Origin of the sequence: Campylobacter sp. GB48 (assembly GCF_049221845.1) — a bacterium.
GTDB lineage: Bacteria > Campylobacterota > Campylobacteria > Campylobacterales > Campylobacteraceae > Campylobacter_D > Campylobacter_D lari_C.
On sequence record NZ_JBMJAR010000002.1, the window covers coordinates 103,163 to 127,537 of the forward strand.

A 24,375-nucleotide genomic window follows, 5' to 3' on the forward strand; every position below is an offset into this window, starting at 1 on the left:
GGATATAAATGGCATTTGCTATATTTGGAAAATATCTTTACGATGATCTTGCTTTCGCTCTTAAGGCCTATACCCAAAAAGAAAGCAAAAAAGCTTTTAAAACCATAGAAAAGTATAAAAATCAATATTATTTTTTAGGTTATATTCAATATGAATTTTATAAATATTTAGAAGATAAAAATTATAAAAGCAAAGAACCTTTTTTGTATTTTTTTGCTTTTAAAACAAGAAAATTTTTTACAAATGAAGAAAAAAATTTAGACTTTTATCCAAGCTTTTCATCCAATTTAAACCAAGAAAAGTATTTTGAAAACTTTGACAAAGTTAAAGATGCTATAGCTAAAGGTCAAAGTTATCAAGTTAATCTTACTCAAGAACTACATTTACAATCAAATCTTAATGTGTATGAGAGTTTTTTAAGCCTTTATCCTAAGCAAAATACCCCTTATAAAGCTTATATGAAAAATGAATTTTTAGAACTAGCTTCATTTTCACCTGAGCTTTTTTTTAAAATCAAAAATAAAAAAATCATCACAAAACCCATGAAAGGTACAATCAAACGCTCAAATGATCCAAAAGAAGATGAAAATCTAAAAAACTTTTTAAAATGCGATGAAAAAACCATTAGCGAAAATGTAATGATAGTTGATTTATTACGCAATGATATTTCAAAACTCATCAAAAAACATTCTTTAAAATGCGAACTTTTTAAGGTTAAAACCTATCCTACCTTACACCAACTCATTTCAAAAATAAGCGGAAAATTAAAGCAAAAAAATGATTATTTTAAAATTTTCAAAGCCCTTTTTCCATGTGGATCCATCACAGGTGCACCCAAAATAGAAACTATTAAACTCATAGAAAATTTAGAGCAAAGAAAACGCGGGATTTATTGTGGAGCGATAGGTTTAATCCATAAAAACAAAGCAAAATTTAGCGTAGCCATACGCACTTTAGAGAAAAAAAGTGATGATAATGTTTTAAGATATGGTGTAGGAAGCGGGCTTGTATGGGACTCACAAAAGCAAGATGAATTTGAAGAATTAAAACTAAAAAGCAAAATTTTAAAACCTAACTTTTATTTATTTGAAACAATGTATTATAAAAATCATTCTATTTTATTTTTCAAAGAACATTTACAAAGAATTTTAAGCTCAGCTAAATTTTTTGGCTTTGATACTCAAAGATTAATACATGATTTTAAAAATATACTAGAGAGTAAAGATAAAAAATTCCATTTTAAATCTTTACAAAATTTTAATAATTTTGTTTTTAATCATCATCATTTTTTTACAAAAAGTAATTTTACTCAAAAAGGTTCAAAAGCTATTAAACTAAAACTTTTCAAAAATGGTCTTTATGAGTTTGATTTTAGCAATATACAAGAAAATTCAAGTAAAAAACTACTCATAAGTAAAGACATTGTAAAAGTAAATCTTTTAACGCACCATAAAACTTCTCTGCGTAGTTTATATGAAGCAAATTCTCATCTATGGAAAGAAAACATTTGTTATGATATAGTTTTTTTTGATGAAAAAGGCATACTTTGTGAGGGTTCAAGAACTAATATTATCATAAATTTAAATGATGAGTATTATACTCCTTATGCTAAAAACTGCCTCAATGGTATTTATAGACAAGCACTCTTAAAACACAAGCTCATCAAAGAAAAAGATATCACTAAAGATGAGCTTTTAAATGCTAAAGAAATTTATGCTATTAATTCTTTAAGAGGCTTAAAAAGGGTGTTTTTATGAGAGTTTTGATTATAGATAATTATGATTCTTTTACCTACACCATAGCCTTTTATTTAAAAGAATTAAATATTGCTTATAAAATCATCAAAAACGATAAATTTAAAAACCCAAAAAAACTTAAAAAATACGATTTTACCCATCTTTTAATCTCCCCTGGACCAAATTCTCCAAAAGAATCAAAGTTAAGCTTAAAAGCTATAAAATATTTTAAAAAAGATAAAAAAATACTTGGAATTTGTTTAGGACACCAATGTATAGCACATGTTTTTGGTGGTAAAATTTCTAAACTTCCAAACCCAACTCATGGTAAGGTAAAAACTATAAATTTTAAACCAAATCCACTTTTTAAAAATCTTGAGCAAAATTTTAAAATCTGCTTATATCATTCTCTTTATGTTAGCCATATAGGTAAAAAATGTGAAATTTTAGCCCACAGTGAAGATAATATTACCATGGCTTTAAAGCATAAAAAATACGACATTTATGGAGTTCAATTCCACCCTGAAGCCATACTAAGTCAAAATGGCAAAAAGCTACTTAAAAATTTTCTTACTTTACAATAAGCTAATATTTATATTTTTTTCATTTACTTTAAACTTAAATTTATGGGGGGGGGTATAATGCTTTTTTCAATTTAAATTTACAAGGAGCAATCAAATGAAACTTTCTTATCACACAAGTAAAGTCTTAATGGGAATTAGTATTAGTGCTTTGTTAAGCAGTGCTATCTTAGCACAAGAAATTACCATAACAGATGACACTATGAAAAATTATTTTGAAACTAGCGATGGTCAAAATTTCAATCTAAAACAAGAACATATTAATCAAGACTTAACTATAAATCTCACAATGACAGATCTAGCTAATGCTATAACTAACGATGAATTTAAAGATTTTTCAAGAGTAAATATTAACTTAAATTCTAATAATCTTACTTTTAAAAATGCTTCTGAAGGTGCTAGTTATGTAACAAACTATACCATTAATTCTAAAAAAACTGAGGCAATAGATGTGATATTTCAAAGCTTAGATGGAAAATCTATCGTAAATGGAGATTTTAGCATAAAAGGTTCATCTAATCCTACAGAAGGTGTTTTAGATGATACAAAATCTTCAGCTATTTTAATCACTGATGGACATGGCCTACAAGGCTCCCTTGAAGTAAATGGAAATTTTACAGCAGATCAATCTACTCTATTTACCATAGGTGACAATAAAAGTCAAAATCACATACAAGTAAATGGTAAAGCAAATATCACAAATTCAAACTTTTCTATAGGAACAACAAGCTTTGGTGATTTAGCTTTAAATAATTATATTTTCATGAGTGCAAGCGGAGGATTTAATGAAGACATAACAAGCTCAAACAAAGCTAGTGCAAACATAAGTAAAAATTTTGAAAGCATTGTAGGTATGAGTAGCAAAGATTTAGGACTTGATTATGAAATTGCAAGAGCTATAGATGTAAAAGATTTTGTTGATTATAAACTTTCTACAAAAGATAATAAGCTTTTAATTAGCGGTGGTGCAAATGAAAATGTAAATAACAATAAGATGGTTTTAGAAAGTGATAAAAAATATCTAGAATTAATTAAAACTGATTTAGAAGATGCTAAAGATGAAGAAGGTGTTAATATAGAAAAAATAGATGAAGTCATTGCAAAAATTGATGAGCAAATAAAACAAATTCAAGATATGATTAGCAATGCTGGAAGTGGAGAAATCTCCAATGATGATTACATTAAAAACGATTCTAGTGTTTCAGCTTCTAACAAAGATTTTGTTTCTAAAATTTTAGATGGACTTGCACTCGGTAAAGATTTTAATGCAATAGGTAGTATTAAATTTGATAAAGCCGGAGAACAAGTTGCAAATGATATAAAAGATTCAGCTAAATCTATCTCAAATGTAAATCAAGCCTCATCAGGTATAAACTCAACAATAAATGTATCAAACGATGTATCTATAGGTTCTCGTGTAGCTATGTTAAATAATCCTTATGGAAATTATGCTACAAAATTATCTCAAATAAGATTTGCTACTAATGATTATAGAGGAAATTATGTTGATAATTATAATAACAGCATTTGGGGTAATGTAATAGGCGGTGCAAACATCATAGATGGAGATAGTGGTGCTTTATATGGAGCCACTATAGGTATGGATAGAAAAATTAACGATGATGTTATTATTGGTGCTTATTTTACTTATGCAAACGCTGAAATAAAAGATAATCTTTTAACCCAAAAATCAGATAATTTCCAATTTGGTGCTTATTCTAATATCCATATAAGTCCAAAAGTAGAAGTTAATGTTAAGGCTTATACTCAAATTTCTCCAACAGATCAAGATATTGTAAATAGAGGATTTAACACTACAAATAGTGCTGACTTTAATAGAAAATTCCTTGGTTTGAGTGCTAATATGGGATATATTTTTGATTTTAGTAATAATACCTTATTTATCAAACCTTTCGCTGGAGCAAACTACTACTATGCACATACTCCAAGCTATAAAGAAAACGGAATTGCAGGAAAAGATGTCAATAGCGCTAGCAACAATTCTATCTCATTAGAACTTGGCGCTGAATTTAGAAAATATATGAGCGAAACATCATACTTATTTATCACTCCAAAAATAGAACAATATGTAATGAATAATGGAGATGATTTTGTAGCAAGTTTAAACGGTGTAGCATTACCTAGTGTAAAAAGTGATAATAAGAAAAAAACTTATGGACAAATCATCATAGGCGGAAATGTAGATATTAACGAGCAATTTAGCCTAAATGCAGGTGTTGGAGCTAAACAAATACTAGCTGGTAAAACAGATGGTAAAAATGAAACTTATGTAAGTGGTCAAGTAGGTTTTAAATACAAATTCTAAAAAATATTTTTTTGAGAAACTCCTAAATGCTAGAGTTTTTCACTCTAGCATTTTAAAAACTCTCATACTCTTTAGCTATAAAAACTTCATCATTTTTTACAATCAACGGGCGTTTTATAAGCGTTGGATTTTGCAAAATCATCGCTTTAGTCTCATCTTGGTTTAAATTTTGGAGTTTTTCTTTATTTAACCCTAATTTTCTAGCGCTCATACCCGCTGTATTTACAAGCTCTAAAACACTTCTTTTACTAAGCCAAAAATCTAAAGTTTGTTCATCTAATTTTTTAATATCTAAAAACTCAAATTCAATTTGCTTAGAATTCAAATAATCTATAGCTTTTTTAACACTATTACAATTTTTAATACCATAAAATTTCAACATTTTCTTGCCTTTTTAACTAAATCTGCTATAATAAATGCCAACTCCAAAGCTTGATCAGCATTTAATCTTGGATCACATTGTGTTTCATAACGCTTTGAAAGCTCTTCTTGAGTAACCTTTAAAGATCCTCCTATGCACTCAGTTACATTTTGTCCTGTCATTTCTAAATGTACTCCACCAGGATAAACTCCCTCGCTCATAGCTATCTCAAAAAATGCACGCACCTCTTGAATGATTTTATCAAATTCTCTTGTTTTAAAATTGCCTGATTTAACCGTATTTGCATGCATAGGATCTATACTATAAAGTATATTAAACCCTTCTTGTTTTAACTCTTTAAATAATTTTGGCAAGGCATTTTCTATCTTATCACATCCCATACGAATGATAAAATTTAATCTTCCTGCTTCATTATTTGGGTTTAAAATATTTACCAGTTTTTTTATCTCATCTAAGTCATAATTGGCACTAAGTTTTACACCTAAAGGATTTTTTACACCACTGAGAAAATGAACATGTGCCTCATCTGCTTTTCTAGTGCGTTCACCTATCCAAAGCATATGTGCCGAACAATCATAAATTTCTCCGCTTAAGCTATCTACCCTAGTTAAAGCTTCTTCATAAGGCAAAAGCAAAGCTTCATGAGAAGTATAAAAGGCTGTTTGGGAAAGATTTGGAGTATCGGTGATGCCGCAAGCTTGCATAAAGGCTAAGGCTTGAGTGATTTTTTCACTAAGTTCATCATATTTTCTCCCAAGCTCTGCTTTTTTTAAAAAACCCAAATTCCACTTATGCACTACTCTTAAATCCGCTAAACCACCTCTTGAAAAAGCTCTTAATAAATTTAAAGTTGTAGCACTTTGATAATATGCTTCTAACATTCTTTTAGGATCAGCTATTCTTGATTTTTCATTAAATTCAAAACCATTGATAATATCCCCACGATAACTTGGAAGCTTTACCCCATCTACTTCTTCAAAATCACTACTTCTTGGCTTTGCAAATTGCCCTGCAACGCGCCCTACTTTAACGATAGGACAAGATCCTGCAAAAGTAAGTACTATAGCCATTTGAAGCATAACTTTGAACATATCTCTTATATTATCAGCGCCAAAATTTACAAAACTCTCCGCACAATCTCCTCCTTGGAGTAAAAATGCTTGAGAATTTACAACCTTAGCAAGGGATTTTTTTAATTTATCCACCTCGCCTGCAAAAACAAGCGGTGGTAATTTTTCTAATTTTTTAACAACATCTTGTAATTCATTTTCATCGGGATATTGTGGTTGTTGCTGAATTTTATAATTTTTCCAAGAATCTTTAGTCCATTTCATAGCTTAACTTCCTCATTTTAGTAAGCTAAAATTATACAAAATGAGGCTTAAATTAAGATTTTAAAACACTTTCAACGCGTTCAAGACTATCTTGCTTATATAACTATAGAATCTTCTAGCGCTAAAAGATTATGGATTTCATGAGCTTTTAAACTTATACTATCTAGTGCTTTAAGTACAATTTTTTGGTTTAAAACTCCAAAATCAATGGAGCCTTTTAATACTTGTATGGTAATATCAAAAGGTGCTTTATGATCTTTCATAAAGCTATCTTTTGACATAGTTATGCAGATTTCTTTAGCATAAGCACTTTCTATTTTCTTAGATATATTTATGCCATTTTGAATTTCTTGCTCCCAAGAAATTACTTCATATATTTAAGTTCTAAATTTCACTTTTATTTTTTAAGTTCTTTAATACGAGCAGCCTTACCTCTTCTATCTCTTAGATAGAATAATCTAGCACGGCGTACACGACCTCTTCTTAATACTGTAATACTTTCTAAACTTTCACTATAAATAGGGAAAATTCTTTCAACGCCTACATTATTAGCGCCGATTTTACGTACGATGAAAGTTTCATCTACACCATTTCCTCTACGTGCTATACAAATACCTTCAAAGTTTTGAATTCTTGTTTTATCGCCTTCTTTAATGCGAATAGCAAGTCTTAAAGTATCTCCAGCACGAAATTCTGGAACATTTTTACCTTCAATTTGTTTTTGTTCAAATTGCTCAATGTATTTATTTTTCATAACGATATTCCTTAAAATTTGCGTTCATGCTTTTGATACAAATCAGGACGAAAATATTTCGTTTTGCAAGACGCCAAAGTAGTTTTTAAAGCTGTAATTTTAGCGTGATTTCCCTTTAAAAACTCTGAAGGCACATAAAATTTTTTATTTTCCTTTTCAAAAACAAATGGCTTAGAAAAGGATGGGGCTTCTAATAAGTCATTCTCAAAACTTTCCTCACTTAAACTTTCACTATTTCCAAGAACATCTTGAATATTTCTGCTAATAGCATCACACAACACCAAAGATGCTAACTCTCCACCTGTAAGTATAAAATCCCCTATAGAAAACACCTCATTAGCAAATTCTTCCACAATGCGCTCATCCAAACCCTCATATCTACTACTTACAAAACAAATATGATCTTTCTTGCTTAATCTTTTAGCATCAGCTTGCTTAAAAGTCTTAGCACAGGGTAAAAGAAAAACAAAATGAACATTTTTATCTTGCTTTTTAATATACTTTAAACAATCATACAAAGGCTGAGCTTGTAGCAAAAGTCCTGCGCCTCCTCCTATTTTATAATCATCTACTTTAAAGTGCTTGTTTGTGGTAAAATTTCTAGGATTAACAAAAGCAAATTCTAATATCCCTTTTTCTTTTGCCCTTGCTAAAATAGAAGTTTGAAAATAAGGTTCAATAAGCTCTGGGAATAAACTTACAAAAGTATATTTCATGAATTTTCTAAAATATCTAAAGCAGATTGTGTGAATATCTTTTTATTTTCTACATCAACTTTTCGAATATATTTATCAACATAGGGAATATAAAAGTTTTTAACCTTTGTTTGTAGTTTTTCATCGCATTTTATACAAAATAAAAATCCTGCTCCATTTTCTAAAATGTCTTCAACTACACCTAGTTTTTGCTCATTTTCAATAACATCACATCCAATTATGTCAAAATAAAAATACTCATCTTTTTTTAATTTACAAGTTTCTTTTGTGGCTTCAATAGTTTGAAAAAGAGTAATATTAGTTAAGGTTTTAGCAGTCTCGACACTCTCAAAGCCTTCAAATAAAACCAAAGATCTAGTTTTATCAAAAGCTTTTATGGTGTAAATTTTTTGATTAATATCAAAAAATTTAGCACCTATTTTAAACTGCTCATAAAAATCACTAAGATTATGTAATTTTACATAACCTTTTAAACCAACACTTTTCCCAAGTTTGGCAACTTGGACTAAATCATTCTTCAATGGCTTTTACCGTTATACGATATGAAGTTGCATCTTTAACTTTATAAGCCATAATGACTGTTTTTATTGCGTTGATTAATTTTCCATTTTTTCCGATCAACTTACCAGTATCAGATGGATCGACATAAATGATAATTTCAGCAAAATTGTTTTCTAAATTTTGTCTTTGTATATCAACTTTTTCAGGAAAATCAACAATTAATTTTGCATATTCTCTTAAAAAATTTTCAACCATTTTTATTTGCTTGTAATAGCTGCTACTCTATCGCTTAATTTAGCACCTACACTTTTCCAATAAGCTAAACGTTCAGCATCAAATTTTACCACTTCAGGCTCAACCATAGGATTATAATATCCAATGCTTTCTATCCAGCTACCATCACGTCTTTTTCTACTATCAGTTACAACTATACGATAAAATGGTCTTTTTTTACGTCCCATTTTTGTAAGTCTGATTACTGTCATTTTAATACTCCTAAAAAAATTAAAATTTTGTTATAGATATTTTAACTCATATATCCATAAAAAAGCTTTAATTATTGTGGTCTTTTAGCTTGCTGCAACATATTCATAAAGTTTTCCATTCCTTTTTTGTTTGAAAATTTCTTTGCCAACTTAGCTGCATTGCTAAATTGTTTTAAAAAGCGATTTACTTCCATTTGAGACAAACCAGCACCCTCTGCAATACGACGCTTTCTTGCGTTGTTTAACAAATCAGGATTTTCTCTTTCTTTTGGTGTCATTGATGAAATCATTGCCTTAATATGAATAATTTCTTTAGAATTATCCAAATCAATATCTTTAATATTTGCTGCCATAGATGATAAACCAGGTATCATACCAATGATTGATTTCATACTACCAAGTTTTTTAACACTTTCCATTTGATTTAAAAAATCATTAAAATTAAATTCACCTTTTTTAATTTTCTTATTAAGTTTTTTTGCTTCTTTTTCATCAATAATAGCGGCAGTTTTTTCAGCCAAAGTCGCTAAATCACCCTCGCCCATGATACGATTAACAATTCTATCAGGGATAAACACTTCTAAATCAGCTACTTTCTCGCCAACACCAATAAATCTTAAAGGCACACCAATTTGTTTTGCTATACCTAGTGCAACACCACCTTTGGTATCTGCATCAAATTTACTTAAAATAACCCCTGTAATTTCTAAAGCTTCATTAAAGCTACTTGCTGTTTTAACACCATCTTGACCACTCATAGCATCAGCTACATAAAACACTTCATCAGGATTTAAAATAGCTTTTACTTCTTTAAGCTCATTCATCAAAGCTGTATCGATCGCTAAACGACCAGCAGTATCTACAAGCAAAACATCATACATAGAATTTTTTGCTTTTTCTAAAGCTTGTTTAGCTACATTTAAAGGATTGCTTTCATTTTCTATAAAAAACAAATCAAGCTCATTAGCTTGAGTGAGTTGTCTTAACTGCTCTACCGCAGCTAATCTTTGCAAGTCACATGCAGCAATTAATACTTTTTTATTTCTTAGCTTTAAGTAATTAGCAATTTTTACCGTGGTAGTAGTTTTACCACCACCTTGTAAACCACACATCAAAACAACCGTAGGTGGCTTACTAGCAAATACAAAACCTTGATTTTTACCTTTAACACTAAGAATTTCTTCTAAATTTTTCTTAATTGAATCTAAAAATTGTTTTTGACCTATACCATTAGTTTTTACATCATTTTCTACTAAAATAAGTAATTCTTTAGCAACTTTATGATGTACATCTGCTTTTAAAAGGGCTTTTTTTAAAGTGTCAAGAGCGTTTTTTAAAGCTTTTTCATCATCAACAAAACGAAGTTTATTAACTGCGGATTTAAACGACTCACTAACTATTTCAAACACTTTATTTTCCCTTTATTAAAATTTTAAAAAGCTAAATTATAAACCCTTTTAGCTTTAAACGCCTTTAAAAATTTAAATTTTTTATTTCAAAACCATATGCATTAAAGCTCTCATCAAGCAAAGCTTTAAATTGATAATCAAAAATATGCGTTTCATAAGAGTGCAAATACATTCTTGATGAATTGATTTTTGCATATTTTTCATCACCTATAATACCATGTTTTATGTGGTTTAAATGCACTCTGATTTGATGTGTTCTACCTGTTTTAATGATCGCTTTTATTAAGGTTTTTTTAGCATTTACCATTAAAGGTATAACTTGGGTATGAGCTTCTAAGCCAAATTTATCGATTTTACTAAAGGCTCCAGATTTATTTTTTATAGTAGTTATTTTTTCATAAATTTCAAGCTCTTCAGCAATCACCCCATCAACAATAGCCAAATAACTTTTATAAACATTTTGCTTTTTATATTCTTGAATACATTTTAGTCTAAATTCCTCATCTTTGCTTAAAAGCAAAACCCCGCTTGTTTCTTTATCAAGCCTGTTAATTAATTTAGCATTATAAACACTTTCTAAATTCTCACTAATCTCTCCATAAGGCTTATTTAAAGCTATGATTTTATCATCTTCAAAAAGTATTTTTGCTTTTTTTATTTTTTGCACAACAAATCTTGTTTTAGAACTCATCAAAGCTCTAGCTATAACAACCTTTTTGCCCATAGCAAAAACACAGCCTTTGTCAATCAAATCTTTTGCTGCGTTATTAGAAATTTTTTCTTGCACTGCAAGCAATTTATAAGCTTTTTCTTGCATCTAAACCTTCTTTTATACTTAATATAACTTCACTTAAATCACTTTGTTCTTTAAGTTGTGCTTGTGATAATTTTTGCTTTAAAAAATTATTTATATCTTTTACACTCTCACAAATATACAAATCATCAACTTCTTGATATAAACTTTCTTGATTAAAAAAATATTTCCCTGAGATAATAACATTATTCCATCTAGCTGCTTCTATGGGATTATGCCCACCTATATTATCTACAAAAGAGCCACATAAAAAAACCACATCACTAATCTTATAAAAACTTTCTAGCTCACCTAAAGTATCTAGTAATAAACATTTGGTATTAAAAAAATTTGCAAAATCATTTTCACTTAAAGTAAAGTCTGAAAATTTTTGCATATTATAGTGGTTTTTTTGACAAAAATCTTTTAAATTTTTCTCAACCTCACCAAAGCGCTCTGGATGTCTTGGAGCAATAATCAATTTATCATTTTCTTCTAAATTAATTTCATCAAGCAATAATCGCTCTTCATTTTCATGTGTACTAGCAAATATAATAATCCTAGCTTTAGGTTTGGAATAGTTTTTCACTTGCTCTTGTTTTATATTAGCTTTGATATTTTTATATGCTATAATATTTTTAGCACCCAAATACTCTAATCTTTCCTTGTCTTTTTGACTTTGTGCAAATACAACATCAATATATTTAAAAATCAAACGATAAAAAAAACTAAAGCGCCTATAGTTTTTTAAAGATCTATCACTAATTCTAGCATTTAATAAAATCACTTTTGCATTATAAAATTTAGCCATAAACACAAGCATAAGCCAAAGCTCTGCTTCAAAAATAATCAAAACTTTGCAAGGTCTCATCCAAAAAGGCACAAAAATTTCAAATGGTAAAAAATTTACATTTTTAGAATATCTTAAAGCTTCATTAAATCCAGTTTGCGTGATGGTTGAAATTTTACAAGTTGGAAAAAGTTTTATTAAAGGAATAAGGCTTTTAATCTCACCAAAGGAACAAGCATGAAAATACACATCACCTTGTTTTTGTCTTAAATTTTTGTAAAGAAAAAACCTTGATTTTAATGATATTTTATACTTTTCCTTGCAAAAACTTAAAATCAATAAAAAAGGAGCTGCAATTATATATATAATCACAGCAAAAATATAATAAAAAAAAATCAATTTTGATTTTCTTCTTTTTCTTTGTATAAAATTCTTCCACAATGTGGACAAGTTACGATTTCATCGCCTTTTAAAACTGCTAAATAAGTTTTATCATAAATTCTCATAAAACAACCATAACAAGCATGTTTTTTTACAGGAACTACTGCAGTATTTCCCGCCCATTTTCTAATTTTTTCATAAAAAGTTAAAACTTTTTGGTTTATTTCACCTACTAGTTTTACCTTTTTATCATAAATTTGTAATCTTTCTTTTTCGATATCTACCAAAACAGTTTTAGTTTGAGCATCGATTTGATCCACTTCATTTTCAAGTTCGCTTCTTTTTGCTTGTAATTCTTGTATAAACTTTTCTTTATTTTCTAAAATTTTATCCAATCTTTCAATTTCTTCATTTGCTGCATCAAGTTGTTCTTTAGCTATATCCTCTTCAATTTTTAAAGCATTTGCTTCTTTTTCAGTTTTTACTGCTGCACTTTTTTTTGCTATTTCTTTTATTTTTACACCAAATTCTGCAATATGATTGTTGTTTTGAATTTTTTGATTTTCTATATCTTTAATATCTTTCTCAAAACCTGCAATTTCCTCTTCTGTTTTATCAAGCAAATTGCGTTTTTCTTTTAAATCTTTTGTAGCATCTTCTACTTTATTTGCAAAACCATCAAGTTCTTTATCAATTTGCGATAAAGCTATAAGTTGTTCTAAATATTTACTCATTGAAATTTTCCTTAAAAATATTGAAATGGATTTTTTGAAACTGATATTATAACTTCTAAATGAAATTTTTGCAAATCTTTTGCTAAAATTTTACCAAAACAAGATTCGCTTTCATAGTGTCCTATATCAATCAAACTAAGTTTATTATGATAACTTTCCAAAGCTTGATGATATTTAAAATCTCCACTTAAAAAGCAATCTGCCTTAACACTAGAAATTAAATCTCCACCACTGCCTGTGCATATTGCTAAAGTTTTAATTTTCTCATTACCTGCATTTACAACTCTTATACAATCAAGCTTTAAACTTTTTTTTACATGATTAATTAAATCACTAAATTTAAAATCAACATCACAATAAATTAAAAACTCATTTTGTTCTTTAATCTTAAAACCTAAAATTTCACGAGCGAAATAAGCATTTAAATGACTTAAGTCAAAATTCGTATGCATAGCGATTAAGGCTATGTTTTTTTGTATCATTTTAGTAAGAATATTTTGCGGATAAAACACCCCGCTTAAGTTTTTTAAACCTTTAAAAATCAAAGGATGATGAACTATAAAAAGTGAATTTTCACGTGCATTTTCAATTAAATACATATCCACATCAAGAGCAAGATAAATTTGACTTACTTCTTGATCTAAAGTTCCAAGTAATAAGCCACTATTATCCCATGAACTTTGCGTGTTAAATGGGCTAATAGTATCCAAATAATCATAAATTTCTTTGATTTTCATCTAAACTTTCTTTATACACCGAGGCACAATTTTTAGATAATTCTCTAATTTTAAGCATAAAGTCTTGTCTTTGAGTTACTGAAATAGCTCCTCTTGCATCAAGCAAGTTGAAAGTATGTGCTGCTAACATACAATAATCATATGCGGGTAAAGCAAGCTTTGCTTCTAATGCATTTTTACACTCATTATAAGCATTTTCAAATAGCACATTTAAAGTTTTAACATCACTTACTTCAAAATTATATTTACTAAATTCAAACTCACCTTGCTTATGGACATCTTTATAAGTAATTTTTTCACCGTTAAATTCATTCCAAACTATATCATACACATTATCTACATCTTGTAAATACATTGCAAGTCTTTCTAAACCATAAGTAATTTCAGCACTTACTAAATCTACGCTTATACCACCAACTTGTTGAAAATAAGTAAATTGTGTCACTTCCATACCATCAAGCCAAACTTCCCAACCTAAACCCCAAGCGCCTAAACTTGGACTTTCCCAATTATCTTCAACAAAACGAATATCATGCGATTTTAAATCAAAACCTAAATTTTCTAAACTTTTTAAGTATAATTCTTGAATATTATCAGGACTTGGTTTAATCAAAACTTGAAATTGATAATAAGCACCTAGTCTATTAGGATTTTCTCCATATCTTCCATCAGTTGGTCTTCTACTTGGTGCTACATAAGCAGTTGCCCATGGTTTTTTTCCTAAACTTCTTAAAAAAGTTGCCGGATGAAAAGTCCCTGCACCTGCTGGAAAATCATAAGGTTGCATAATAGCACAACCTTGCTTTTGCCAAAATTCTTGCAAATTTAATATCATTTGAGAAAAGGTCATTTTTCTTCCTTTATTTCTTCTGGCTTTTCAGGCGAATTTGCATATAATTCTACTGTTTTATTCCACATCATTTTATATTTTCTTTTTAGAAATTCTACTTCATTGCGCGCATATTTAAGTTGCTCGTTAAGATTTTCTATAGTTTTTCTATCCTCATCATAAAGTTCTTGCATAGAATAAAGAGCATCTTTTAAAAATTTATTCTCACCTTTTAAAGCTTCTAAGGTCTCATCCTTAGCATCAAGAACTTTTTCATGTAAATTTAAAATAGTTCCTATGGTTTTTTCTACAAAACTTTCTCCTGCTAAAGTCATAGAGTTTACCATAGCAGGTTGTTTTGAGCTCATAGGTACCACACTAAAAGTTCCTTGGTTGGCTTCTATATAAATTTTACCCTCTTCTTCTTTGAAATTTAAAGCACCATTTGCCATCATTCCTTTTACAACATCTTCAGATAAATGCACTAATTGACAAAATTCTTTTAATTCCAAGTAAGTTTGCATATATGCTCCTTAAAGAAAAACTTCAATTGTATTAGAATCTTGGATTAATTTTTCTTGTTGTTTTTGTCTATCTTCTAGTAATTTTTGCACTAAAGATTCATCTTCTATTGCTAAAATTTGTACAGCTAAATAAGCTGCATTAATAGCTCCTGCTTTACCTATAGCTACAGTTGCCACAGGAATTCCACTTGGCATTTGGACAGTTGAAAATAAAGAATCCATGCTTGCTAAATTACTTCCTGGCATAGGTATACCTAAAACAGGTTTTGTTGTGTGTGCTGCAACAGCTCCTGCTAAATGTGCCGCCATGCCCGCTGCGGCGATAAATACTTTAGCACCTTTGTCTTCTGCGTTTTTAATGTATTCTTGGGTTCTTTGAGGACTTCTATGAGCTGAAGTGATTAAGATTTCATATTTAACATCAAATTTTTCCAAAATTCCCAAAGCTTCTTTCACTATATCATAATCACTCTTGCTTCCCATCAATATAGAAACAAATTTCATTCAACACTCCTTCTTAAAAAGCTAAATTCTGGAAGCTTAAATGGTAAAGCAATTTCGTTTTCATTACCACTATGAATTTCACTAAATTCTTTATTATTTTTGGCTAATAATTGTTTAAAAACTATAAATTTTTTACCATCATTTTCATAAATTAAGCCTAATTTATTTTCTCCTAATTCTATATTAGAATTAACCGGGGCTAAAATTTCATATTCTTTGTTTAATTCTATTTTGCCTTTACATTTAAAAAACTCACCATCTTCACTAATAGCATGCACTTGATGAGTTCCTTCTTCTATACTTGTGTTATGGTTAATAGAATCTGTTTTTTCATAAGCTCTTGAAACTAAATATCCATCTGTAAAACCTCTGTGTTTTAAAGTATGGATTTCTTTTTCGTATTTAATAGCATCAAAAGTATTTTGCAATACATCTTGCACTGCCATTTTATAAGTTCTTGTGGTCAAAGCTACATAATACTCACTTTTTGTTCTGCCTTCTATTTTAAAGGCATGAGTACAATTTTCTTGCATAATTTTTTGAACATATGAACTTAGATTTAAATCTTTAGAATTAAATACATGTGTGCCATTTTCATCTTCTTCTAATCTAAAAAGCGTATTTGTTTCTGGATTTTTCGCATAAAGCTCATAGTTAAACCTACAATCATTTGCACAAGAGCCACGATTACTCATGCGTCCACTTTGCACTGAACTTATTAAACATCTACCAGAATATGCAAAGCACATAGAACCATGGACAAAACTTTCAAGCTCGATATCGCAATTATTTTTTAAATCTTTTGCATCTTTTAAGCCAAGTTCCCTTGCTATAACAACACGCTTTGCGCCCATATCTTTATAAACTTGAGCGTCTAAATAGTTTAAAATATTAGCTTGGGTGGATACATGAAGATTAATTTCAGGTGCAAGTTCTTTAACTAAACGCATAGCACCCACAGAAGCTACTATAAAAGCATCGGGTTTCATTTCTTTTAATTTTAAAATATGTCTTTTTAAACCCTCAATTTGCGAACTAAAATGAAAACCATTAATAGTTACATAAATTTTTTTTCCTCTTGCATGAGTATAATCAATAGCTTCTTTAAAAGTTTCATAATTAAAATCTCTAGCAGTTCTTGCTCTTAATGAAAAATTACTCACTCCTGCATAAACAGCATCAGCCCCATAAGCTAATGCTATTTTTAATTTTGTAAAATTTCCCGCAGGAGCTACTATTTCAGGAATAATCATTTTTTTCCTAAACTTGCGATTAATGCCTCAATATCATCATTACTTACAACATCTGTAGTGGAATCCCCTTGAATATGCACAGCTGAGCCAACACGTTTTTCATCATCAATTTTACCTTCAAACAGACTACTCATATATCTACTTAAAGCTCTCATAACATTAATAACACGCTCGATTTTTTGACGATGAATATCTTGATATTGCATAGCATCCATTGCCATCATAACCTCATCTTGTCCAGTTTGTAAACAACCTGTAATCTCATCTATAATATTTTTAGCATTGTTATTAGTTTCTATAGCTTCTTTAAAACTTGCAACATTAGGAAATTTCGCATTTAGTTTTTCAAAAATTTCTATATTTTTATTTAAAGCATCACTAATTACACAAAGCTCATTTTCTGAATTTGCAAAAAAATCATTAATAGCTTCTAATTTTTCCATCATTTCAGTAGCTTTGATTTCACTATCTCTTGTAACATCATCAAGTTGATGCACAACTTTATGTTCTTTACTAGGTGGTGGTGGTGGCCAAGCCATATCTGCCCTTGCTTTATAATCACCATTAATCATTTCTTCTACAATTTGCTGGTTTTTTGCTTCATCTTCATAATCTGTCTCAGGTTTTGCTTCCACATCCTCCGCAGAGTCAAGATCTAAGTCTTCAGTGCTATTCATTAAAGCATCTAATTCTTCTTGAGTCATTGTCACACCTTTTTTAATAATAAAAACTAATGCGAGATTATATTACAAAAAAATATAAACCAATATTAATTTTATTAATTAATTATATAAATTTATATTTTTTACATTTGACTATAAAAAAAATATTAATTTAAACTTAATTTAAAAAAAATATACTACAATCTTAAAAATAAAAAACTAATTTAAAAAGGAGAGAAAATGGGTAAGTTTGTAAATAATATTGATGAATTTTTTAGTTATTGTCAAGGGCATGAAGTAATGTTTGTTGATTTTAGATTTACCGATATGATAGGTACTTGGCACCATATTACTTACAATATAAAAGCAGTTGATGATAAAACTTTCGAAAATGGAATTCCGTTTGATGCAAGTTCTTTGCACGGTTGGCAACCTATAGAAAAATCGGATATGATTTTAAAACCTGATATAGAAAGTGCGTTTTTAGATCCTTTTACAGCAGATCCTACTATCATAGTAATTTGTGATGTATATGATATTTACAAAGATCAAATGTATGAAAAATGCCCAAGAAGTATTGCCAAAAAAGCAATGCAACACTTAAGTGCAAGCAATATCGCTGACATAGCTTATTTTGGTCCTGAAAATGAATTTTTTATTTTTGATAATGTAAAAATAGTTGATTCTTCTCATTGTGCAAAATATGAAGTAGATACTGAAGAAGGTGAATGGAATGATAATAAAGACTTCACAGATAGTTATAATAGCGGACATCGCCCAAGAAACAAAGGCGGATATTTTCCTGTAAGTCCTATTGATTCTAGCGTGGATATTAGAGCTGAAATGGTGCAAGTTTTAGAAAGAGTGGGTTTAAAAACTTTCGTACATCACCATGAAGTAGCACAAGGACAAGCTGAAATTGGTGTAGAATTTGGAAATTTAGTTGAAGCTGCTGATAATGTGCAAATTTACAAATATGTAGTAAAAATGGTAGCACATTTAAATGGAAAAACAGCAACTTTCATGCCAAAACCACTCTATGGAGACAATGGAAGCGGTATGCATGTGCATATGAGTCTTTGGAAAGATGGAGTAAATTTATTCTATGATAAAGAAGGCTATGGAAAATTAAGCGAATGTGCGATTAATTACATCGGTGGAATTTTAGCTAATGCAAGAAGTGTTGCGGCATTTACTAATCCTAGTTCAAACTCTTATAAAAGAATAGTTCCAGGTTTTGAAGCACCTTGTATATTAACTTATTCTTGTCAAAATCGCTCTGCAAGTTGTCGCGTGCCTTATGGTATTAATGAAAAAAGCGCAAGAGTAGAAATAAGATTTCCTGATAGCACTTCTAATCCTTACCTAGCTTTTACAAGCTTGCTTATGGCAGGACTTGATGGCATTAAAAATAAAACCATGCCGGTTGGCCCTATGGATGAAAATTTATTTGCACTAACTCTAGATGAAATTAGAGAAAAAGGTATAGAACAATTACCTCATACTTTAAGAGGATCTTTAGAAGCACTCATTAGAAAAAATGCTTTCTTAAAGCCTGTTATGAGTGATGTGTTTATTGATGATTATCAACATATGAAATTTGAAACACAGGTATGGCCTGTAGAAGCTAGACCAACTGCATATGAGTTTAAAACTTGTTATTCTTGCTAATTTTTGATGCCTTTTTTGGCATCAAAAATTTAAAACACTATTGTTTTATTTTCGTGTATAAAAATCTTATCATCAAACACTAAATCCAAAGCCTTAGAAAAAACATTTTTTTCCACATTACGTCCTGCTTGTTGCATAGCCTGCCAAGAATATTCATGAGTAACCGGTATAACATCTTGGGTGATAATTGGTCCCTCATCTAAGTTATTATTTACAAAATGCGCTGTTGCACCTATAATCTTCACTCCTCTTTCATAAGCTTGCTTATAAGGATTAGCCCCTATAAATGCAGGTAAAAAAGAATGGTGGATATTAATAATTTTTCCTTCAAAATGCTCCACAAAAGATGGAGATAATATTCTCATATATTTTGCTAAAACAATATAATCAAATTCATATTGTTTTAAACACTCTAGTAATTTTTCTTCATGCTCTTGTCTGCTTAAATCCTGTGCTAAAATAGTATGAAAAGGTATGTTAAATTTATCCACTAAAGGTTTTAATATCTCATAATTTGCAATAACTGCTTTAATATTTGCGTTAAATTCCCCACTAAATTGGCGGATAAGTAATTCGCCCAAACAATGAGTTTCTTTAGTAGCTAAAACAATAATATCTTTTTTTCTCCTTGGTGTAATTTCAATTTGTGCATTATCAGGAAGCATGGCTTCAAGCGTTCCTTTAAAAGCTTTTATATCAAGCTCACCTTCTAAATGCGCCCTAAAGAAAAAACGATTTTCTCCAACAAATTCATCATTTTTTATAATATTGATTCTATATTTAAAAATAACATCTGAAATTCTATAAATCAATCCTTTTTCATCACTACTTGAAATTTTTAAAATATATTCATTCATTTTTACTCCTTTATATAGTTTTTTAATTCTTGTAATCTTCTTTTTTCAAGCTCAATCCCAAGTTCTTTTCCACTAAATCCTTCCTTTAGTAAATCATTTGCATTTATTTTACTTTCAAAAGTATGATGATATAAATTTAATTTCTTTGCTTGTGTTATGCGCTCATTATCCCAAAGCCCAAGCCATTTACAAAGTGGAATTTTTAAAGCAATTTTGGCTAAATTAAAATCATCAATTTTACCCAAAATAAACTCTTGTTCGCATTTTTTTAATAGTTCTTTTTTTAATTTTGTTTTTTTAAAAAAAATTTCTTTATTTATATGAAAAAAATTCAAATACAAATACAAAAACAAAGCCTCACTGTAAATTAATTTTTGACTTTGCTCTAAAAGTCTTTCAAATTCTTTATTACAGCTTTGATAAAAAAAGATTTTTTCTTCTAAATTTAAAATTTTAAAATACTCATAAGCTTTATTTAATCTTGAAGTTTTAAAAATTTTATAAAGTTCATTATTAATACGTTCTTTAGATAAATCACTTATATCCATAGTTTGCATTAATTTTAAACTTTCTTTTGCAATTGTTAAATCAAACCTGCATGCAAAAGAAATTCCACGAAGCACTCTTAAACTATCTTCAATAAAACTTTTATCATTAATATGTCTTATAGTCTTTTCTTGTAAATCTTGCAAACCATTAAAAAAATCTAAAAACTTAAAATCAAAAATATTTACCATCAATGCATTAATGGTAAAATCCCTTCTTTTAGCTCCTTCTTGCTCATCATTACAAACTTTTACCTCAAAACCTCTATGACCTGTAGAAATTTTATTTTCATAACGTGCCAAAGCTAGGTCAAATTTTTTATACTTATATACAAAAAAACTTTTTCCTACTCCATTTGCACCAAGTTTTTGCATAAGCTCATCAAAAAGCTTAGGTTCAATATCATAAATTTCTATATCATAATCATCGCTAGATAAATCTAAAAAAGAATTCCTTACACAACCACCTACTAAATAAGCTCTTCGTGTGTAAGGCTTAAGTATATTTTTAATACTTAAAAAATCTTGGTCATTTTTTAAGTCTATCTTCAATCTTTGCAAGCAAAAACTCTAAAAAAGTAATGGTCATATCTAATCTTTTTTCTATATGCTCATCTTTAGTATTTTTTAATCCTTCAAATAAAACCAAAATACGCTCTCTAAGATTTTTTAAGAAAAATTCTTCATTGTTTATAATACTTTCTTCTTTTTCCTCTAAAGCTTCAACCTTAATAGCGACATTTTGTTTATCATCTTTTACTTTTACTTCTAAATCATCTAATTCCTGGATTAGCTCTTGCGTAACCTTACTAATTTCTTCTTTGATTTTTTTCTCTTGAGTATTAACACTTTTTTCTTGAGTAATTTCTTCTATCATAGGAGCAAATTCATCATTTTTGCTTTTTTTGTTATCTAATTCTGAATTAACTTCACTTATGGCCATTTTTGCTAAATCTTCTATATTCATAGTTTTATCAACCACCTTTTAAATTCATTAATTTCTTCTTCACTTTTCATATTGACAAAAAAATCAAGCATATCATAATTTAAATCTTCATGATTAGAGCGCAAGCCACTTAAACGCCTTATAGCATCAATGGCATTTTTATTTTGCGGATCTTGTTTTAATATATTTTTATAAATCTCCAAAGCTTCATCTTTTAAACCTTGTGCTTCATAAATAGAAGCTTCTGTTACTGTATATCGCATTATCAACTCACAAAAAAAATAAAATGTCAAAATTCTAACAAAAAAGACTTTAATTTATTTTAATTTTTACTTAATCACAGGAGCTTTATATGCTAAAAATACAAAAATATTAAGTATTATAGCTACTATAATAAGCATAACAAAACCTAAAGTAAAATTTCCAAAGCTATCATGAAGCATACCTATAATCCAAGGTGCTTGAGCTGCTATTAAATACCCTATGCCTTGCGACATAGCAGAAAGTTTAGCTGCTATAAAAGAATTTGAACTTTTTATAGCAATAAACAATAATGAAATTGTAAAAACCCCACTAGATGCAAAACCTAAAAAAATAGCTGCTAACAACAACACTAACTTTACATCACAAAAAAATACCAAAATAAAACTTAAAACATATAAAAATCCTAACAGCACAATAACAAAACTCTTAGCATGAGTTCTAAGTTTACTTAAAACAACAGGCAATAAAAACGCCACAGGCATGCCTATGATTTGAGAAAGTAATAAAACATTAGAACCAAAATCAATTCCAAAACCTTTTTCACTTATCATCACACTAAGCCAAGCAAAAAGACTATAAGATAAGAAACTTTGTAGCCCCATTACAATAGTAACTTTCCAAGCTGTTAAATTTAAAAAAAGATTTATTTTATTGATACTTTTCTTTTTAGGACGCAACAATCTTTTATTTTTTAAATGCGGAAAATAAAAAATCAAAGCAATCAAAGCTAAAACAACCCAGAAAAACATAGCCTGAGGTACTTCAAAAATTTTAAGCAAGGGAAGTGATAAAGCTACTCCAGCAATTGAGGATAAACCTATAATTGATCCGTATAAACCCATTATTTTATAAGCATTTTTTGCAAATTTTTCTTTTACAAAAGAAGGTAATAAAACATTAGCTATTGCAATGCCTGCTCCAATTAAAAAAACCCCAGAAAATAAACCTATATTACCCCAATAACTTCTAATAAACTCTCCAAAAACAATCAAAATTAAGGCGAAAAACAAAGCTTTAATTTGTGAAAAATACGCTACAAAAAATGATATAAGACCAAAAGCTATTAAAGGTAAGGTTGTTAGCATACCTGCTAGAGCTGAATTTATCTTATAGTGTTCTTGAATGTATTCTATCATAGGACCTATGGAAGTTATAGGTGCTCTTAAATTTAAAGCAAGAGTGATTACAACTAAAATATTAATCCAAAAGAATTTTTTATATGAAATTTGTGCGTGCATGATTATTTTTGATTTAATATATTTTCAAGATATTTTTGTTTATCTTGCTTAGTATCTTTTTGTTCTATTTGTTTTTGCCCTTTTATTATTTCGTTTTCTTTGGAAAAATAAAAATGATCAATAATAAAAATAGAAGATATGATCGCTATCAAAGGTATTAAAAAAATCATAATCAATACTTCCTAAAGACATTACCATAATATTCTATATTATCTTTTTTTAAATTCTCATCAAAAGCATTTGCCTCAAAATTTGCTTTTAAAATTTTTTCTCTTTCTTCATCTAAATCCTGATAAGAAAAAACCATATTAATACTCACTACCCCATCAAGCTGTTCTAATTGTTTATATGCTTTTAACTCGTTATCTAAATTTTCACTTTCTATTACCACTATAATTTTTTCATCCTGAGCTAATTCCACACTACAACAAGGTGTTTGTTGAATTTGCTTTTTAAGTTTTTCTAATTTTTCTTCTTTAGTTAAAATCAACACACTAGAAAGATTCATCTATACTCCAAAATATAATTTTGTTTTCATAACCTGCGCTAATAAACTCATGCTCGTTTAAAAATATAAGATATTCTAGCAAAAAATCTTTATTTTGGAATTTTTTTATCGTTTTTAAATTTTTAGTATCTATAAGTTCTATGATATTTTTTTCATTATCTCCAAAAACTGCTATTGAGCCATCTTTATTTAAAGCACAAGTATAAATCAAAAAATCTCTTTCTATATTTTTTTCTTGGTCTTTTTGCACTATACTTAATTTTCTATCAGTGCTACAGCTTGCAATAATTGTGTTTTTAAAATCAAGTTGATAGATATTATCCTTATGAATATTCTTATAACTTTTTATTTTTTGCCATTTCTTCACATCAAAAAGTATTATTTCGCCACTTTCAAAACCTGCCACTAATTGAGTTTTTGTTTCATTTAAAACCACATCACTTAAGCTTGAACTAGAAAAAGTAAATTTTTTTACAACGCTTTTTGTTTTTAGATCAAAAAGCTCTATATTAGAACCTAACAAGGCTAATAAAATAGTATTATCATCTAAAAACAAAGCCTTTTTCACTCCATCATTAGTTAAATCATGGCTTAAAAGTTGTTTATTTTTGTAAACATGTAATTTTTTGCTTCCAAAATCACCTTCACTTAAAATCAAAATAGCCCCATTTAAGTAATCAATACTATAAATTTTAGGGCTAAGATTTTCTTCGTAAAAATTTTTAATCTTATCAAGTTGAGTAATTTTTTGCATTTTTTTATCTTTAATGAAATATTGATTTATTTCTCCATTATCAAGTCCTATAAGCAAACTATTGTCAGTAAGTTTTAAAGCGTTTAAATTTGAATCAAGTTTAAGCTCATAACTAAATACATAAATACTCATTAGTAAGATTAAAAATATTTTTTTCATAA

General features: G+C 28.8%; 30 protein-coding genes. 4 read left to right on the plus strand and 26 right to left on the minus strand.

The window, feature by feature from the left end; all coding sequences use genetic code 11:
- Positions 1 to 8: 8 nt before the first annotated feature.
- The 3 genes from ACOTVC_RS01915 to ACOTVC_RS01925 all read left to right on the plus strand — a co-directional run bounded on the left by ACOTVC_RS01915 (position 9) and on the right by ACOTVC_RS01925 (position 4,643).
- The gene (locus ACOTVC_RS01915; protein WP_214114792.1) at positions 9 to 1,757 is read left to right on the plus strand and encodes a bifunctional anthranilate synthase component I family protein/class IV aminotransferase; all 1,749 of its coding nucleotides are present in this window, start codon (positions 9 to 11) and stop codon (positions 1,755 to 1,757) included.
- Complete coding sequence (locus ACOTVC_RS01920; protein WP_214097537.1) at positions 1,754 to 2,320, plus strand: anthranilate synthase component II; 567 nt, start codon at positions 1,754 to 1,756, stop codon at positions 2,318 to 2,320. The genes ACOTVC_RS01915 and ACOTVC_RS01920 overlap by 4 nt, the downstream gene beginning before the upstream one ends.
- A gap of 94 nt (positions 2,321 to 2,414) precedes the next feature.
- Positions 2,415 to 4,643, plus strand: a complete 2,229-nt coding sequence (locus tag ACOTVC_RS01925) for an autotransporter outer membrane beta-barrel domain-containing protein (protein ID WP_421627569.1) — start codon at positions 2,415 to 2,417, stop codon at positions 4,641 to 4,643.
- Positions 4,644 to 4,695: 52 nt separating this feature from the next.
- On the opposite strand, the gene ACOTVC_RS01930 is transcribed toward ACOTVC_RS01925, so the two are convergent.
- From ACOTVC_RS01930 to ACOTVC_RS02015, 18 genes are all read right to left on the minus strand, one after another.
- Complete coding sequence (locus ACOTVC_RS01930) at positions 4,696 to 5,022, minus strand: Spx/MgsR family RNA polymerase-binding regulatory protein (RefSeq protein ID WP_192865900.1); 327 nt, start codon at positions 5,020 to 5,022, stop codon at positions 4,696 to 4,698.
- Positions 5,019 to 6,359, minus strand: a complete 1,341-nt coding sequence (locus tag ACOTVC_RS01935; RefSeq protein WP_421627571.1) for a class II 3-deoxy-7-phosphoheptulonate synthase — start codon at positions 6,357 to 6,359, stop codon at positions 5,019 to 5,021. Before ACOTVC_RS01935 ends, ACOTVC_RS01930 begins: the two co-directional genes overlap by 4 nt.
- A 95-nt stretch (positions 6,360 to 6,454) precedes the next feature.
- Positions 6,455 to 6,622, minus strand: a complete 168-nt coding sequence (locus tag ACOTVC_RS01940; protein WP_214116411.1) for a hypothetical protein — start codon at positions 6,620 to 6,622, stop codon at positions 6,455 to 6,457.
- Between the two features lie 134 nt (positions 6,623 to 6,756).
- Positions 6,757 to 7,113 (minus strand): 50S ribosomal protein L19, encoded by a 357-nt coding sequence (gene rplS, locus ACOTVC_RS01945; protein WP_012661698.1) that lies wholly within the window; start codon positions 7,111 to 7,113, stop codon positions 6,757 to 6,759.
- An 11-nt stretch (positions 7,114 to 7,124) separates the two neighbouring features.
- Positions 7,125 to 7,829 (minus strand): tRNA (guanosine(37)-N1)-methyltransferase TrmD, encoded by a 705-nt coding sequence (gene trmD / locus ACOTVC_RS01950; RefSeq protein ID WP_087685007.1) that lies wholly within the window; start codon positions 7,827 to 7,829, stop codon positions 7,125 to 7,127.
- On the minus strand, positions 7,826 to 8,350 hold the full coding sequence (gene rimM / locus ACOTVC_RS01955; protein ID WP_421627574.1) for a ribosome maturation factor RimM: 525 nt from the start codon (positions 8,348 to 8,350) through the stop codon (positions 7,826 to 7,828). The genes trmD and rimM overlap by 4 nt, the downstream gene beginning before the upstream one ends.
- Positions 8,340 to 8,585, minus strand: coding sequence for a KH domain-containing protein (locus tag ACOTVC_RS01960; protein WP_012661701.1), 246 nt, complete (start codon positions 8,583 to 8,585; stop codon positions 8,340 to 8,342). Before ACOTVC_RS01960 ends, rimM begins: the two co-directional genes overlap by 11 nt.
- 2 nt (positions 8,586 to 8,587) lie before the next feature.
- A complete protein-coding gene (gene rpsP / locus ACOTVC_RS01965) occupies positions 8,588 to 8,815 on the minus strand; it encodes a 30S ribosomal protein S16 (RefSeq protein ID WP_012661702.1) in 228 nt (75 codons plus the stop codon).
- A gap of 71 nt (positions 8,816 to 8,886) precedes the next feature.
- On the minus strand, positions 8,887 to 10,224 hold the full coding sequence (gene ffh, locus ACOTVC_RS01970; protein ID WP_214116413.1) for a signal recognition particle protein: 1,338 nt from the start codon (positions 10,222 to 10,224) through the stop codon (positions 8,887 to 8,889).
- A gap of 64 nt (positions 10,225 to 10,288) precedes the next feature.
- Positions 10,289 to 11,041 (minus strand): pseudouridine synthase family protein, encoded by a 753-nt coding sequence (locus tag ACOTVC_RS01975; RefSeq protein WP_214116414.1) that lies wholly within the window; start codon positions 11,039 to 11,041, stop codon positions 10,289 to 10,291.
- Entirely contained in the window at positions 11,022 to 12,206 is a 1,185-nt protein-coding gene (gene waaA, locus ACOTVC_RS01980; protein WP_421627577.1) for a lipid IV(A) 3-deoxy-D-manno-octulosonic acid transferase, read from the minus strand. The genes ACOTVC_RS01975 and waaA overlap by 20 nt, the downstream gene beginning before the upstream one ends.
- Complete coding sequence (locus ACOTVC_RS01985) at positions 12,203 to 12,922, minus strand: zinc ribbon domain protein (protein WP_039628482.1); 720 nt, start codon at positions 12,920 to 12,922, stop codon at positions 12,203 to 12,205. Before ACOTVC_RS01985 ends, waaA begins: the two co-directional genes overlap by 4 nt.
- A gap of 11 nt (positions 12,923 to 12,933) precedes the next feature.
- On the minus strand, positions 12,934 to 13,659 hold the full coding sequence (locus ACOTVC_RS01990; RefSeq protein WP_214099102.1) for a Nif3-like dinuclear metal center hexameric protein: 726 nt from the start codon (positions 13,657 to 13,659) through the stop codon (positions 12,934 to 12,936).
- Positions 13,637 to 14,509 carry a glycine--tRNA ligase subunit alpha gene (glyQ, locus tag ACOTVC_RS01995; RefSeq protein WP_087690711.1) on the minus strand — a complete coding sequence of 291 codons (873 nt, stop codon included), beginning with the start codon at positions 14,507 to 14,509 and terminating at the stop codon, positions 13,637 to 13,639. Before glyQ ends, ACOTVC_RS01990 begins: the two co-directional genes overlap by 23 nt.
- A complete protein-coding gene (locus ACOTVC_RS02000) occupies positions 14,506 to 15,012 on the minus strand; it encodes a DUF3972 domain-containing protein (RefSeq protein WP_039618600.1) in 507 nt (168 codons plus the stop codon). The genes glyQ and ACOTVC_RS02000 overlap by 4 nt, the downstream gene beginning before the upstream one ends.
- A 9-nt stretch (positions 15,013 to 15,021) precedes the next feature.
- On the minus strand, positions 15,022 to 15,516 hold the full coding sequence (gene purE, locus ACOTVC_RS02005) for a 5-(carboxyamino)imidazole ribonucleotide mutase (protein ID WP_039641771.1): 495 nt from the start codon (positions 15,514 to 15,516) through the stop codon (positions 15,022 to 15,024).
- Positions 15,513 to 16,769 (minus strand): peptidase U32 family protein, encoded by a 1,257-nt coding sequence (locus ACOTVC_RS02010; RefSeq protein WP_087690713.1) that lies wholly within the window; start codon positions 16,767 to 16,769, stop codon positions 15,513 to 15,515. The genes purE and ACOTVC_RS02010 overlap by 4 nt, the downstream gene beginning before the upstream one ends.
- Positions 16,766 to 17,473: a hypothetical protein gene (locus ACOTVC_RS02015; protein WP_039641775.1), complete on the minus strand. Its 708-nt coding sequence runs from the start codon at positions 17,471 to 17,473 to the stop codon at positions 16,766 to 16,768. Before ACOTVC_RS02015 ends, ACOTVC_RS02010 begins: the two co-directional genes overlap by 4 nt.
- A 198-nt stretch (positions 17,474 to 17,671) precedes the next feature.
- Between ACOTVC_RS02015 and glnA the strand changes: the two genes are divergently transcribed.
- Positions 17,672 to 19,102 (plus strand): type I glutamate--ammonia ligase, encoded by a 1,431-nt coding sequence (gene glnA / locus ACOTVC_RS02020; RefSeq protein ID WP_214116416.1) that lies wholly within the window; start codon positions 17,672 to 17,674, stop codon positions 19,100 to 19,102.
- A gap of 29 nt (positions 19,103 to 19,131) precedes the next feature.
- Here glnA and purU read toward each other — a convergent pair whose 3' ends face one another.
- The 8 genes from purU to ACOTVC_RS02060 all read right to left on the minus strand — a co-directional run bounded on the left by purU (position 19,132) and on the right by ACOTVC_RS02060 (position 24,373).
- On the minus strand, positions 19,132 to 19,959 hold the full coding sequence (gene purU / locus ACOTVC_RS02025) for a formyltetrahydrofolate deformylase (protein WP_421627581.1): 828 nt from the start codon (positions 19,957 to 19,959) through the stop codon (positions 19,132 to 19,134).
- 2 nt (positions 19,960 to 19,961) lie between these two features.
- A complete protein-coding gene (locus ACOTVC_RS02030; RefSeq protein WP_421627583.1) occupies positions 19,962 to 21,065 on the minus strand; it encodes a CCA tRNA nucleotidyltransferase in 1,104 nt (367 codons plus the stop codon).
- Entirely contained in the window at positions 21,034 to 21,471 is a 438-nt protein-coding gene (gene ciaD, locus ACOTVC_RS02035) for an effector protein CiaD (RefSeq protein ID WP_421627585.1), read from the minus strand. The genes ACOTVC_RS02030 and ciaD overlap by 32 nt, the downstream gene beginning before the upstream one ends.
- Positions 21,468 to 21,716, minus strand: coding sequence for a hypothetical protein (locus tag ACOTVC_RS02040; RefSeq protein ID WP_087691144.1), 249 nt, complete (start codon positions 21,714 to 21,716; stop codon positions 21,468 to 21,470). The genes ciaD and ACOTVC_RS02040 overlap by 4 nt, the downstream gene beginning before the upstream one ends.
- 63 nt (positions 21,717 to 21,779) lie before the next feature.
- Complete coding sequence (locus tag ACOTVC_RS02045; protein WP_421627586.1) at positions 21,780 to 22,952, minus strand: MFS transporter; 1,173 nt, start codon at positions 22,950 to 22,952, stop codon at positions 21,780 to 21,782.
- Between the two features lie 2 nt (positions 22,953 to 22,954).
- Positions 22,955 to 23,122 carry a hypothetical protein gene (locus ACOTVC_RS02050; RefSeq protein WP_087685005.1) on the minus strand — a complete coding sequence of 56 codons (168 nt, stop codon included), beginning with the start codon at positions 23,120 to 23,122 and terminating at the stop codon, positions 22,955 to 22,957.
- 2 nt (positions 23,123 to 23,124) lie between these two features.
- Entirely contained in the window at positions 23,125 to 23,460 is a 336-nt protein-coding gene (locus tag ACOTVC_RS02055) for a chaperone NapD (RefSeq protein ID WP_087689859.1), read from the minus strand.
- Positions 23,447 to 24,373, minus strand: coding sequence for a WD40 repeat domain-containing protein (locus ACOTVC_RS02060; RefSeq protein ID WP_087689861.1), 927 nt, complete (start codon positions 24,371 to 24,373; stop codon positions 23,447 to 23,449). The genes ACOTVC_RS02055 and ACOTVC_RS02060 overlap by 14 nt, the downstream gene beginning before the upstream one ends.
- Between the last annotated feature and the right edge of the window lie 2 nt (positions 24,374 to 24,375).

What these genes read in the sequence shown, in the direction of transcription:
- ACOTVC_RS01915 (WP_214114792.1), top strand. Translation starts at nt 9, where the DNA reads ATGGCATTTGCTATATTTGGAAAATATCTTTACGATGATCTTGCTTTC.
- ACOTVC_RS01920 (WP_214097537.1), top strand. Translation starts at nt 1,754, where the DNA reads ATGAGAGTTTTGATTATAGATAATTATGATTCTTTTACCTACACCATA.
- ACOTVC_RS01925 (WP_421627569.1), top strand. Translation starts at nt 2,415, where the DNA reads ATGAAACTTTCTTATCACACAAGTAAAGTCTTAATGGGAATTAGTATT.
- ACOTVC_RS01935 (WP_421627571.1), bottom strand. Translation starts at nt 6,359, where the DNA reads ATGAAATGGACTAAAGATTCTTGGAAAAATTATAAAATTCAGCAACAA.
- ACOTVC_RS01940 (WP_214116411.1), bottom strand. Translation starts at nt 6,622, where the DNA reads ATGAAAGATCATAAAGCACCTTTTGATATTACCATACAAGTATTAAAA.
- rplS (WP_012661698.1), bottom strand. Translation starts at nt 7,113, where the DNA reads ATGAAAAATAAATACATTGAGCAATTTGAACAAAAACAAATTGAAGGT.
- trmD (WP_087685007.1), bottom strand. Translation starts at nt 7,829, where the DNA reads ATGAAATATACTTTTGTAAGTTTATTCCCAGAGCTTATTGAACCTTAT.
- ACOTVC_RS01960 (WP_012661701.1), bottom strand. Translation starts at nt 8,585, where the DNA reads ATGGTTGAAAATTTTTTAAGAGAATATGCAAAATTAATTGTTGATTTT.
- rpsP (WP_012661702.1), bottom strand. Translation starts at nt 8,815, where the DNA reads ATGACAGTAATCAGACTTACAAAAATGGGACGTAAAAAAAGACCATTT.
- ACOTVC_RS01975 (WP_214116414.1), bottom strand. Translation starts at nt 11,041, where the DNA reads ATGCAAGAAAAAGCTTATAAATTGCTTGCAGTGCAAGAAAAAATTTCT.
- ACOTVC_RS01985 (WP_039628482.1), bottom strand. Translation starts at nt 12,922, where the DNA reads ATGAGTAAATATTTAGAACAACTTATAGCTTTATCGCAAATTGATAAA.
- ACOTVC_RS01990 (WP_214099102.1), bottom strand. Translation starts at nt 13,659, where the DNA reads ATGAAAATCAAAGAAATTTATGATTATTTGGATACTATTAGCCCATTT.
- glyQ (WP_087690711.1), bottom strand. Translation starts at nt 14,509, where the DNA reads ATGACCTTTTCTCAAATGATATTAAATTTGCAAGAATTTTGGCAAAAG.
- ACOTVC_RS02000 (WP_039618600.1), bottom strand. Translation starts at nt 15,012, where the DNA reads ATGCAAACTTACTTGGAATTAAAAGAATTTTGTCAATTAGTGCATTTA.
- purE (WP_039641771.1), bottom strand. Translation starts at nt 15,516, where the DNA reads ATGAAATTTGTTTCTATATTGATGGGAAGCAAGAGTGATTATGATATA.
- ACOTVC_RS02010 (WP_087690713.1), bottom strand. Translation starts at nt 16,769, where the DNA reads ATGATTATTCCTGAAATAGTAGCTCCTGCGGGAAATTTTACAAAATTA.
- ACOTVC_RS02015 (WP_039641775.1), bottom strand. Translation starts at nt 17,473, where the DNA reads ATGACTCAAGAAGAATTAGATGCTTTAATGAATAGCACTGAAGACTTA.
- glnA (WP_214116416.1), top strand. Translation starts at nt 17,672, where the DNA reads ATGGGTAAGTTTGTAAATAATATTGATGAATTTTTTAGTTATTGTCAA.
- purU (WP_421627581.1), bottom strand. Translation starts at nt 19,959, where the DNA reads ATGAATGAATATATTTTAAAAATTTCAAGTAGTGATGAAAAAGGATTG.
- ciaD (WP_421627585.1), bottom strand. Translation starts at nt 21,471, where the DNA reads ATGAATATAGAAGATTTAGCAAAAATGGCCATAAGTGAAGTTAATTCA.
- ACOTVC_RS02045 (WP_421627586.1), bottom strand. Translation starts at nt 22,952, where the DNA reads ATGCACGCACAAATTTCATATAAAAAATTCTTTTGGATTAATATTTTA.
- ACOTVC_RS02050 (WP_087685005.1), bottom strand. Translation starts at nt 23,122, where the DNA reads ATGATTTTTTTAATACCTTTGATAGCGATCATATCTTCTATTTTTATT.
- ACOTVC_RS02055 (WP_087689859.1), bottom strand. Translation starts at nt 23,460, where the DNA reads ATGAATCTTTCTAGTGTGTTGATTTTAACTAAAGAAGAAAAATTAGAA.
- ACOTVC_RS02060 (WP_087689861.1), bottom strand. Translation starts at nt 24,373, where the DNA reads ATGAAAAAAATATTTTTAATCTTACTAATGAGTATTTATGTATTTAGT.